Annotated in this window: 8 protein-coding genes; 4 read left to right on the top strand and 4 right to left on the bottom strand. The window is 45.8% G+C overall.

Annotation, left to right across the window (positions count from 1 at the left end; genetic code table 11):
* The first annotated feature begins 28 nt into the window (after positions 1–28).
* Together OU814_RS24155 and OU814_RS24150 are read left to right on the top strand one after the other, a co-directional pair.
* On the top strand, positions 29–505 hold the full coding sequence (locus OU814_RS24155) for a Crp/Fnr family transcriptional regulator (protein WP_017288769.1): 477 nt from the start codon (positions 29–31) through the stop codon (positions 503–505).
* A 202-nt stretch (positions 506–707) separates the two neighbouring features.
* A complete protein-coding gene (locus OU814_RS24150; protein WP_190651992.1) occupies positions 708–2,186 on the top strand; it encodes a DEAD/DEAH box helicase family protein in 1,479 nt (492 codons plus the stop codon).
* A gap of 17 nt (positions 2,187–2,203) precedes the next feature.
* Here the strand turns inward: OU814_RS24150 and OU814_RS24145 are convergent, their stop codons facing one another.
* Both OU814_RS24145 and OU814_RS24140 read right to left on the bottom strand, forming a co-directional pair.
* Positions 2,204–4,342, bottom strand: coding sequence for a PAS domain-containing sensor histidine kinase (locus OU814_RS24145; protein WP_268242329.1), 2,139 nt, complete (start codon positions 4,340–4,342; stop codon positions 2,204–2,206).
* A 73-nt stretch (positions 4,343–4,415) separates the two neighbouring features.
* A complete protein-coding gene (locus OU814_RS24140) occupies positions 4,416–5,582 on the bottom strand; it encodes a murein hydrolase activator EnvC family protein (protein ID WP_190651994.1) in 1,167 nt (388 codons plus the stop codon).
* 441 nt (positions 5,583–6,023) lie between these two features.
* Here OU814_RS24140 and OU814_RS24135 point away from each other — a divergent pair, with 441 nt between their 5' ends.
* Positions 6,024–7,154: a cistern family PEP-CTERM protein gene (locus OU814_RS24135; RefSeq protein WP_268242328.1), complete on the top strand. Its 1,131-nt coding sequence runs from the start codon at positions 6,024–6,026 to the stop codon at positions 7,152–7,154.
* 68 nt (positions 7,155–7,222) lie between these two features.
* Here the strand turns inward: OU814_RS24135 and OU814_RS24130 are convergent, their stop codons facing one another.
* Positions 7,223–9,628, bottom strand: coding sequence for a sucrose synthase (locus tag OU814_RS24130; protein WP_017288774.1), 2,406 nt, complete (start codon positions 9,626–9,628; stop codon positions 7,223–7,225).
* A 230-nt stretch (positions 9,629–9,858) separates the two neighbouring features.
* Between OU814_RS24130 and minC the strand changes: the two genes are divergently transcribed.
* Entirely contained in the window at positions 9,859–10,818 is a 960-nt protein-coding gene (gene minC / locus OU814_RS24125; RefSeq protein WP_268242327.1) for a septum site-determining protein MinC, read from the top strand.
* Positions 10,819–11,009: 191 nt separating this feature from the next.
* Here the strand turns inward: minC and OU814_RS24120 are convergent, their stop codons facing one another.
* Positions 11,010–11,789 carry a hypothetical protein gene (locus OU814_RS24120; protein ID WP_051077802.1) on the bottom strand — a complete coding sequence of 260 codons (780 nt, stop codon included), beginning with the start codon at positions 11,787–11,789 and terminating at the stop codon, positions 11,010–11,012.
* Between the last annotated feature and the right edge of the window lie 22 nt (positions 11,790–11,811).

Below are 11,811 nucleotides of genomic sequence, written 5' to 3'. Positions count from 1 at the left end.
CTAGTTTGTAAGTTGAAAAAAGCCAGCCATGTTGAACAGTTTTGAACGCTTATTGCTTGTTCGAGGAGTCCCTATTTTTAAGGAATTGCGGGACGATTTCCTGGTGCGGCTGGCATCGATTATGGAAGAGCGATCGTATGGGGTGCGCGATACGATTTTGATTGAGGGTCAAGAAGGACGCTCCATGTATGTCATTTCTAAAGGAGTCGTTCGGGTGCATAGTGGCAGCCGAGATTTGACGTTCTATAAACGTGGAGATTTTTTTGGAGAGATGTCGCTGTTCGATTCGGAACCGCGATCGGCATCCGTGACGGCGATCGAGCCTTGTGAGTGTTTGGTCTTGACGCAGCAGCAGCTATATGAAGCAGTCGATGAAACGCCTGGGATTGCCTTAAATTTGGTCAAGATTCTCACAGGTCGGGTGCGAGAGATGAATAAGAAGATTAAGGTGCAGGAACAGGAAATTCGGTTGCTCAAAGGTGAGCCGATTACACAGATTCAGTAATTGGAATTGAGTCATTTAACTTGAGCAATTCGTGAATTCGGAATCAGCAATTCTAGCTCTGTGCGAGATTAGATTCAGTCCGAACGAATTTGATGCATCAAGTGCTCTAAGGATCATCCGAACTGACTGGATCGAACTATAAAACATTTCTCACGAAAATCCGGTACGATCAGCAGAAGGATTAAGTGACAAATGTACTAAAATGCCACGCAAGCCTGCTCTATCTTACGATCGTGGAACGCTGATTCTTCATCCACCGCCTAAGGGCAAAGCGTGGATCGAATTTGCCGTGTGGGACGATCGCATTGAGAAGTTTCGGGTGCCTGCAAATCAATATCGAGAATTGATGTTAGCACTGCGCTCAGAAGGCATTGAAATCGACGATCGCGCAAAAGGATTTAATCAGATCGATCTCGTTCCTGCTGTGGAAATGGAGCCTTATCCTCATCAGCAAGAAGCTTTAGACGCTTGGCAAACTTCAGGACGATTAGGTGTCGTGGTCTTACCGACCGCAGCTGGGAAAACGTATCTGGCACAGTTGGCAATGCAAGCGACCCAGCGCAGTACGTTGATCATGGTTCCAACCTTGGATCTGATGCATCAATGGTATGCGAACTTATGTGCTGCATTTCCTGATACAGAGATTGGATTGTTGGGCGGAGGATCGCGCGATCGCACTCCGATTCTGGTTGCAACGTATGACAGTGCCGCGATTCATGCAGAAACATTAGGCAATCAATATGCGCTGCTAGTCTTTGATGAATGTCATCATTTGCCCAGCGACTTTAATCGAGTGATTGCAGAATATGCGATCGCGCCTTATCGCTTAGGGTTGACGGCAACGCCAGAGCGCACCGATGGCAAACATGAAGATCTCAAGACGTTAATCGGACAAGAAGTTTATCGGAGAACGCCAGAAGAATTATCCGGTTCAGCCCTTGCGAAACACGAAGCAATTCAGATTCGTGTCGCACTTTCTCAACAGGAGCGAGAACGCTACGATCAACTGATTCAAATTCGCAATGCCTTTCTCAAACAATCGAATCTCTATCTAAGTAGCGCTCAGGGTTGGCAGCGATTTGTGCAAGCAAGCGCGAGATCCAAAGCCGGACGCCGAGCGATGTTAGCGCATCGAGAAGCAAAAGCGATCGCATTTGGAACCGAGGGAAAACTGAGAGTTCTTGCCGATTTACTCGCGCGTCATTATCCTGAACGCACGCTCATTTTCACAGATGATAACGCTACAGTTTATCGAATTTCTCAGGATCTGTTGATCCCCGCCATTACCCATCAAACGCCTGTGAAAGAACGGCATGAGATTCTGACCAAATTTAAGCAAGGAGAGTATCGCTCGCTCGTTGCTTCTCGTGTGTTAAATGAAGGGGTAGATGTTCCCGATGCAAGTATTGCGATCGTGCTTTCGGGCACGGGTTCTGCACGCGAGTACATTCAACGGATGGGACGAATTCTGCGCAAAAGCAAAGATCCAGGAAAATTAGCCATTCTGTATGAAGTCGTGGCAGAAGATACTAACGAAGAAGGCGTTTCCCGACGACGGAATCCGAATCAGAAGAAAAAACCGCGATCGGCTTCACGCCAGTTAGAACTGGTCTCTTATACAACTCCTCCAAATGTGGTGCCACGCGCCGCAGAAGGTGAGTCCAGCTATGACGATTGGTAAGCTATCGCCAAACTTCCCTAACTCCACTGCAACTGCCGCACTGGAATCTCAATCACAAACGTGGCTCCCCGCTCTGCCTGATGGTCACACCACAACCGTCCCCCATGCTGCTCGGTGACAATCTGATAACTAATCGACAATCCTAATCCTGAACCGTGACCAATCGGTTTAGTCGTAAAAAATGGGTCAAACAACCGCTGATGCGTCGCAACTGACATGCCAATTCCGTTATCTGTGATCTGAATTCGTACCCATTGCGTCGGTTGTCCGTCTACCTCTTCAGTAAAGAGCACCGCTTCAATCGTGATCTCCGGGATAAAATCAATTTCTTCTAGCAGCCACCGCTCATCAATTGCCTCGATCGCATTCGAGATCAAATTCATAAATACCTGATTGAGCAATCCTGCAAAGCATTGAACTTTCGGCAAACGATCAGAGTTCTGTGTGACCTGAATGGCAGGGCGCATCATTGAAGTTCCCGAAGCTCGGTTGGCTTTCAACAAATGCTGCAACAGCATTAAAGTACTTTCGAGTCCTTCACGTAAATCCACTGCCTTCAGTTCAGCTTCATCATGGCGTGAGAAATTTCGCAGCGATCGCACAATATCCCGAATGCGTTCGGCTCCGGTTCCCATTGAATCTAGAAGTTTGAATACATCATGCTGCATAAACTCTAGATCGAGGGCTTCTAGTTCTTCGGCAATCTTCTGAGGCGGAACGGGATACGCCTCATGATAAAGCCAGATTACGCTCAGCAAATCTTCAACATACTGCTTTGCGGGTTCTAAATTGCCATAGATAAAGCTCACAGGATTATTGATTTCATGAGCAATTCCTGCCACTAATTGCCCTAAACTCGACATTTTCTCAGTCTGAATCAATTGCGTTTGTGTTTTTTGCAATTGCCGAAATGCTTGTTCAAGTTCCTGTGCTTTTTGACGAAGCTGCTGTTCTGAATTTTGCAACGCGATCGCAGTTTGTTCGCGCTCTGTTTCTAATCGGATACGCTCTGTAATATCAAGTACTGTCGAAACAATACTTACAATATTTCCATCTGCGTCTAAGACAGTATTGTTATGCCATTCGCAAGTAATAATTTCTCCATTGTCGCGGATGTTCTCATTAATGTTGCGCTTTCCTCCTGTCTGTTCTATCAATCGCGTGATTACTTTGCTGACCTCAGGCTGCACGTTACTGGGAATCCAGTAATCGCAAGGTTTTCCAAGCGCTTCATCTCTCGATGTGCCAAACATAAACTCTGCGGCTGGATTCCACTCTTTGACCGTGAGTTGGGGTGTCCATTCAATAATCGCGAGGGGTGCATGTTGAACTAAAAGCGCTAATCGCTGCTCAGACTGAGATCGCGCAAGTTCTGCTTGTCTACGTTCTGCTTCGCTATTCACACGATCGGTAATGTTAATTCCCATTGAAACAATGCTCATCACACTACCATTCGGAGCGAGTAACGGATAGTGAAACCATTCACAAATAATCGTTTCACCGCTCAAAGTCAAATGTTTCTGGATCTGTTGTGTTGTTCCTGATTGGGTCAGTAATGGGGCAATGACGGTTAAAAAGTCTGCTTTGAGAAACTCTGGCAAAATTTTCTCAAGCGACTGCCCGACAGCTTCTTTTCGGGAGTAGCCAAATGTTCGTTGTGCAGCAAAGTTCCAGGTTTGGATTTTATAGTCTGCTCCCCATTCGACAAAAACAAATGGGGATTGTTGAATGAGTAAGGTCAGCCGCTGCTGCGATCGCATTAATGCAACTTCTGCGGCTTTCCGTTCTTGAATCGCTTGATCCAGTTGATCTGAATTTGCGGATTCTGTCTCTTTGATCGTTGCAACGATCAGGGGCATTCCTTGAACAGCGGATTTTACAACCGAAATCTCTTGAGTCCCGCCATTGGCATCATACAGATATCCCGTTTGAGTTCCGGCTGTCAGTCCTGTTGTGAGGTCAGGTGAGAGAATACGATCGACATTGCGAAGAAATTCAGCCGCGCTATAGTGTGCGAGCGTGCATAAAGCTTGATTGGCAAAAACGATTTGCTGATGATGATTCTGAACAAAAATTGGCGTTGCAACTTGATCGAGAACTCGCCAAAGATATCCTGTCGCATCTGATGTTGCTTCAAACTGATCTTCCCCGATCATTACCCGCTTCCTAACCTGAAATACGTTCTTGTTAGCGTTCCCAAAAAGGAATCGGTCGATTGAGCATGAGACCCTACAAATATCCAGCAGGATCAACAGGCTCACCGTCTTTCCTGACTTCAAAGTGTAAATGTGGTCCTGTGGATAATCCGGTCGAACCTGTCGCCGCGATCGCTTTTCCTCGCTCCACCGTTTGCCCTTCACTCACATACAATTCCTGTGCGTGAGCATACATCGTTGTGATTCCATTCCCATGATCCAGAATGACCGAATTTCCATATCCGCCATACCATCCGGCAAAAATGACAACGCCTCGATCGGCTGCCATAATCGGGCTACCGTAATCTGCCCCAAAATCGATTCCAGCATGGAATCGCTGATATCCCAAAATTGGGTGCATTCGATATCCGAATCCACTGGTGATCGGGCCTGCACTCGGTAAGTTGAATTGACCCGTTCCCAAAATCACAATTCCGTTGCGAGCACGTTCTTCTGCAATCCGCTTTTGAATCAATTCGCCAATGCTTTTGGAATCTTTCTCTAATTGTGCTTCTGCGGCTTCTAATGCCCGACGATTGGTTCTGAGACGCTCGACAATTTCTTTCTGATACTCTGCCTGCTGCTCAAATTGCGCCTTCTGTGCCATTAACTGTTGAGCAATCAGGGCAATATTATTCTTTTGCTGTTCAACTTGCTGCCGTTGGCGATCGACTTTCGCCGCTTCTATTTTTAAGTCTGTTAGCGTTTTACGATCGTTTTTATAGATCTGTTTGAGCCGGAACCGTCGATCGAGAAAATCATTCAAGTCTTGGCTTTGTAATAAAACTGCCCAGCCATTACTGCCCTGCTGACGTTGCAAAAATCTCAGACGAGAAACGGTGGAAGATTGCCGTTGCTGATAAGTTCTCTCGGTTGCGGCTAAATCTTTCTCCAAATTCTTCAAGACTTGATTAGCATTCATCAAGTTTGCTTCAGTTGTCTTGATCTGGCTAGTCGTTACCTGGATATTACGTCGAATTCCGGTGAGATCTTTTTGTGCTAATCGTTCTTGGCGTTGCACTTTTTCTCGCTCTTTCTGTACGAGTTCTCGCTGTTGATCAACTTGCTGCTGCTTCTGTTTGAGTTGATCGACTTCTTGAGCAAAGGCAGGCAACGTCAAACTCAGATAAAGCAAACTCGCGCAGAACCAAATTAGCCAAACTCGTTTCATCAACGCGAAAAATTGTGCGATCGCCAGCATGTTATCGACTCAGTGCACTGTCAAAACAGGAACCATTATGTCGGAATCTAAAATTTCGGCACTGCTGAAATCACGGGAAAGCGCCACAAATGACTCAAACAAAGTCTGACGTGTGGATGCCATGAAAACAACCTCGGTAAAAACTCAGAATTTCAAATTTCACATCAAGCTCTTTCTCTATCTGCTAGAAACTTTTTGAATCCGTCATACCACTGATATGAATTGTATAAATTAATCAATTTCTAAATATGATACACAGACGGTTCAGACTGAATTGATTGGAACTTTGATAGGAAACGTTCAACGCTACAAGATGAATGTGACCGTATGACCACTGAATAATGTAACTTTTGTGAAGTGATTCTAAAGTCAGCAAAATTATCAGGAACGACTCATCGATCAATGTAATAAGTTGTACATAGACTTTCAAATATTACTCAGATGTCAAAACCCTTGTCACCTAATAAGCTGCTAATCTACTCAGGGATTCTGAGTTTAAGCTTACTCTCTATTGCGAACCCAGCATTTGCGAATAATGGCAGATCGCAATCTACTACCACGACGACCACGACTGTTGTAGGTCCTACCCAAACGGCAACTCCAGCAACCAGTTCTTTTACAGTTGGACTGGCAGATTTAGGTAAGATCTTCCGCGTTAACTTTGATGGGAACGTTGGCACTCAAGCTGTTGCAGGGTTGTCTTCATTTGTTGACTTCACTTTCAAAGGATTTGAGACTGTTGCTGGAAACACGATCGCGAAGTTTCAAGCGGTGTTGGACGACACTTCTAGCGGTGGCATTACCTCTCGTGTAACGGGATTAGGCTTCAACACAAGCTCGACGCTTCTGAGTTCAAGCGTGAGCGGTTTGTTTGATAAGGCACATTTGAATGGTGCATTTCCAAATCAGTTTGGCAATGTAAATGTTTGCTTCAACGCTGGAAACACTTGCCAAGGGGGCGGAAATGGCGGTATCGCCACGGCTGGGGGTACTGGAACGTTTGACTTCTCACTCACACTGGCGGGTGCAGTCAATAGCCTCACACTCAATAATCTTGGAGTTCGTTACCAGAGCATTGCGGGTACATCATTAGGCTCAAGCGGTACGGGTCGTGCGACTTCCGTCACTGTGACTAATCCTCCGACTACTCCACCAACCACCCCACCGACTACTCCACCAACCACCCCACCGACTACTCCACCAACCACCCCACCGACCACTCCACCAACCACCCCACCGACCACTCCACCGACCACTCCACCAACCACCCCACCGACCACTCCCCCGACTACCCCACCAACCACTCCCCCGACTACCCCACCAACCACTCCCCCAGTTACTCCTCCGGTGACTCCTCCAGTTACTCCTCCAATATTCGACACGCCGATCGATGGAACAAAACCCAACGATCCGACCCCACCGGTTACTCCTCCGGCACCTCCAACTCCTCCGAAACCGCCCACACCTAAACCTACGAAAGTACCTGAACCTGGCACGATCGCAGCATTAGCGTTAGTGAGCGCGATCGCAGTGCGTTACCGCAAACAACGCGATACCGAAGCGGAAATCTAAATCCGTTAGAAAACACGACAATCATCAAAAAAGAGAGTGAAGTTTTGCACTCTCTTTTTTCTTGTTTTTTACGATCGCTGGAGTTGTTCAGCTAACAATCCTTGCGCTCTAGGGCGATAGAGCAGATAGAACAGCGATTCAATGTATCGCATCATATCTTCGCGATGATCTTGTGAAGTGTAATTCCAGAAGCCATAAATTTTGGCAAGTGAGAGCAGCCGCGTTGTATGAATTTTCCAAGTGTAAGTACTGTAGACTCGCTCGATTCCCCGCTGCGAAATCTGGCTCCAATAGTGCGGATCGCGATCGCACTGGTCTAGAAACTCTAAAATTACTTCTGCTGTTTCTTCGTAATTGGTTGGATTGATATAAAATCCATTCACTTTGTTCTGAATAATTTCAAGTGGACCTCCAAATCGAGTTGCAAACATTGGCAGCCCAGTCACCATCGCTTCAAGAATCGTCAAGCCAAATGCCTCAAATAAAGCAGGCTGCACAAAAATTCCTTCTCGATCAGCAATAACTCGATACACCTCTCCCGTGTCAATTTTGGGCAGACGCACACCAAGCCAGCGAATTTTGCCCTTGAGCTGATAGCGATCGATAATTTCATACAGCTTTTCGATTTCGCTAATTTCTTCGTGATCGGTTGAATCATCGGTGCGAAGTTTCCCCGCAATTAGGATCAAATTACATCGCTCTTGCAGAGATTCACTTTGTCCATAAGTCTCAGCCAGTCCTGTGAGATTTTTAATGCGATCAAGTCTCGCCATCGAGAACAACGGACGTTTATCTGGATTATCCAATTTGCCGTAGATTTGTTCAGGATCGTCATCGTAAAACAGAAGATTCTCTAGCCGTTCTCGATCGTTTAATAGTCGATCTTCTGTGCGAGTAAAGGGAAAGAATACGGCTTCATTCACACCTGGAGGAACAACGTTGAATTTAGGACTAAATAACTCAATCCCATCAACAACATGGTACAAATCTGGCATAGTAAAAGATTTGTAAGATTCGTACTGACCAACGCTTTCAGGTGTGCCAACGATCTCTTGATAGGTGCTGCTAATGATAAAGTTTGCTGCATTCATTGCAATCAAATCTGCCGTAAATTGCAGCGAGAAATGATATTTATCTTCTAGATCTTGCCAGTAAAGATTGCTAAAAAGATATTTCGATTTCTCAAGCGCATGAGCAATAATACAATGTGTTACTTTGAGCCGTCTTGCTAGTAAAAAAGCAACGAGGTTTCCGTCAGAATAGTTACCGATAATTAAATCCGGTCTGCCTTGAAACTCCGCTCGAAGCTCACGTTCTGCATCGATTGCAAAGGTCTCCAAATACGGCCAAATCTCGAATCGAGAAATCCAATTTTGTGTCAAATGTGGATTAAATTCTCGAAATGGGACTCTTAAAATCCAAGCATCTGTTGTGCCATAAATCTTTTCAAGTCTCTGATTACAAAGTGTTCCATCACTATTTGGAATCAATCGCGTTAAAACGATGACTTTCGGCTGCACACCCAAGATAGCTAAACCTGCAAGTTCAAGATCCTCTTGCAACTGTTTTTCCAAGCTTTTAACCTGATCTAGAATGTAGACGACTTGCCCGCCCGTATCAGGTCTGCCTAAAACGCCTTCTTGTCCAAACCATCCATGCGGCGAAATTAATGCCACTCTAAAGATCATTGGAATTCGCGAGATAAAAGCATCTAAAGTTTGGTGATCAGGTGAATCAATTAATTGATCTAAAATTTCTAACGTTTCTCGAACCCTTGCCGCTGTGTTACCCCAACCTGGTTCAAATCCTAAATCTTGTAATTCAAATCGAAAGGTTTGATAAGGATCATTTGGATCACGATCGCTGACAATTCCTAAGGCTTGCTTCACGCGATCGCTTAATTCTTCGGTGGAGCGAATCCGCTCATTAATCAACAATTGAAGCCCGTTATATCGATGTAACTGTAGAAATTGATATAACGAAACTTGCCCCTTTTTCTCATCTTGAAATAATTGGCTAGATAGAAAACGGTTGAGATATTCAACACCTTTTCCAATGTTTTTTGGATCACGCAATACAGGCGAATAGTCATAGAAGGGCGCAAAATCAATTTCGTATACATCCCCTTCTTGGGGATGATAGTGGTTGACAAAGCGATCGCGTAAATCGAGCAATTCTTGAACACTCATCGGTTCTACTGTCAAATCCTCAAGGATTCGGTACGCCTCCTGCTTTGCAATTCTCGGACGGATGATTAGACAAAAAAAGTCGTTTTCTAAAATGATTTCTTGAACATATCGGATTAATTTTTGTAGATTTGGTGAATCGGAAAATTGCTCTGACTTTTCATTAAAGAGTTGAAGAATTTCATTTCTAAGTAAATACTTTTTATCAGCCGATCTTAATAAGCTCGCAAATTGACGAAAATTCGATCGTTCCTCACTCTTGAGAACAGCTTGAATTAACTCTGACATCTTTCCTCACTCTCGATTTCAGTACTTCCATCTCCGGTTTTCCCAAAATAATTCTCATTTGGGGAAGATACTTTACATAATTTGAAATAACCCTACATCTCGATCCATTCTTTAAATTCACGACAAAACGCTAACTCAAATTCCGATCTTTTTCGTCTGTCAATCGAAACAACTTGCAATCCGCTCAATGACTCAATATGATCTATCCGTTGCAGCCCCACCATTAAGGCATGACTCCTGACACTTCTGTTTCGCCCACCCCCATTGACCCACTCTCAGTGACTTCAGATCCAACTCTGGAGAAGCCTCTAGAAGCCCCTACACCTTCCTCAGACACTCCAACTGCTGAGAACCCTAAAACTGATGTCACTGCATCTAGTGACGCTCATGCATCCAGCGAGATCACGGATAGCAGTCTTTCTACATCGAGCGAGCTATCTCCTCAGACAGTCGCGATCGCAGATCTCCAAGTCCGCCTCAAAACAAAAGAGGGGGAACTGCATCTGATTTTGCCGCCCGAATCCGAGAATTCAAAGATTGCCCTGGCTTGGGTAGAACTGTGGCAGCAATTCAAACAGCTTTTAATGGGTCAGGAACGATTTTGGCAGCCGAATACCCCTGTGCATTTGGTCAGTGACGATCGCTTGCTCGATACACGGCAAATTAGCGCGATCGCAGAAGCTTTGGCTGAAGTGCAATTGCAATTGAAATGGGTGCATACCCGTCGTCGTCAAACGGCTGTTGTTGCTGCAACTGCAGGCTACTCGGTTGAACAAATTACGGCTGCTTCCCCATTACTTCCGAATTCTGAGCCTGCAACAGCGATGGAGGATCCGCTCTATATCCAAATGACATTACGATCGGGTGCAGAAATTCGTCATAACGGAACAGTCGTAGTTGTTGGAGATCTCAATCCTGGAAGTTCGATCATTGCAGAAGGCGATATTTTAGTGTGGGGTCGCTTGCGAGGCGTAGCGCACGCAGGATGTAAAGGCAATGCAAAATGTCTCATCATGGCGCTGCAAATGGAGCCAACTCAGATTCGGATCGCGGATTATGTTGCTCGCGCCCCAGAAACGCCCCTTGCACAATATTTCCCTGAAGTCGCCTATGTTTCGCCTCAAGGAAGTATTCGGATTGCACGCGCAGCAGATTTTGCAGCACGGAAGGAAGAGCCTAATTTTTCGTAGGGCTTGGGAGAGGGAAAGTGTGGAGGTCGTTGTGAACCGCAGTTATTTTTCGGAAGTTGGGAGATGGGGAGAACCCAAACTTAGATTGCTCCCTATCTTCCTATCCCCACTCCCTATCTCCCAACAAAAAAACGAAGGGCAGATAGCATCTTCTATCCCACCCTTCACTTTTACTCAAATTCCAATTGGCTTTAACGTTGAACGTTCACAGCAAACGTCAACACATCTTGTTCGCCTAAACGAACTTCTAACGGATAGACGCGATCGACAGCGAACTCCCGAATCTCCAGATTCAGCCGACCCGCTCCGTCGCGATCGACTAAAGACCGAGACTCCTCGCCTTGGAACTGAAGACTGCCGCCACAAGGAAGCTCTGCCTCAATTCGTAAGCAATCTGTCTTATACTCCATCCGTAGGGTAAATGCTCCAAGCTCAGTCAGCCATTCCCGCTCAATCCGAGGTTGCTGTGTCGAAATCTTCAACGTCAATGTACTCAGAATCTCGCGGGCTGCTAGTAGCGATAACGCCATTTGCTGCGTGTCGATCGCACCCTCAAAAGACTTCGGCAACTCCTCTCCAAGCTCAGTCGCGAGGTCTTGCAGCTTGGCAACAGAAGACCGAGCTGGAGAAACCATCACATACCCTGCAACATTGTTGAGCAGTTGAGACTGCCCCGGAAACAGGGTGTCCACTGCCTGAACCAGTTTTGCTCCTTCTCGCAGCGAAGAAAATAACGCCGATTGACACCGTGCCAGAAGTTCGGTCATCACCGCTTCAGGCAAAGGGATCGGCAAATTCATATGACGAATTTGACTTAACCAAACAGATGCTGCGGCTAAAACAGGTTGCGCTTCGATCGTTGACTCAGCATCATAATGAACCGCTTCTTTTTCCCAAGGAAAAACGGGCGGCTTTTGCTCAGCCTCCATCAGAAGACGACGTTTTAGCAGCGCATGAAAACGATCTTGCACAGCAGGTATCTCTCCCGGTTGG

This window comes from Leptolyngbya sp. GGD (assembly GCF_026735145.1).
Taxonomy (GTDB): Bacteria; Cyanobacteriota; Cyanobacteriia; order Leptolyngbyales; family Leptolyngbyaceae; genus Leptolyngbya; species Leptolyngbya boryana.
The sequence above is the reverse complement of the archived record's forward strand: the minus strand, read 5'-3'. Positions and strand labels throughout refer to the sequence as shown.

Bases quoted from the DNA above. Each gene is read 5' to 3' on its own strand.
- OU814_RS24155 (WP_017288769.1), top strand. From the start codon at position 29: ATGTTGAACAGTTTTGAACGCTTATTGCTTGTTCGAGGAGTCCCTATT.
- OU814_RS24150 (WP_190651992.1), top strand. From the start codon at position 708: ATGCCACGCAAGCCTGCTCTATCTTACGATCGTGGAACGCTGATTCTT.
- OU814_RS24145 (WP_268242329.1), bottom strand. From the start codon at position 4,342: ATGATCGGGGAAGATCAGTTTGAAGCAACATCAGATGCGACAGGATAT.
- OU814_RS24140 (WP_190651994.1), bottom strand. From the start codon at position 5,582: ATGCTGGCGATCGCACAATTTTTCGCGTTGATGAAACGAGTTTGGCTA.
- OU814_RS24135 (WP_268242328.1), top strand. From the start codon at position 6,024: ATGTCAAAACCCTTGTCACCTAATAAGCTGCTAATCTACTCAGGGATT.
- OU814_RS24130 (WP_017288774.1), bottom strand. From the start codon at position 9,628: ATGTCAGAGTTAATTCAAGCTGTTCTCAAGAGTGAGGAACGATCGAAT.
- minC (WP_268242327.1), top strand. From the start codon at position 9,859: ATGACTCCTGACACTTCTGTTTCGCCCACCCCCATTGACCCACTCTCA.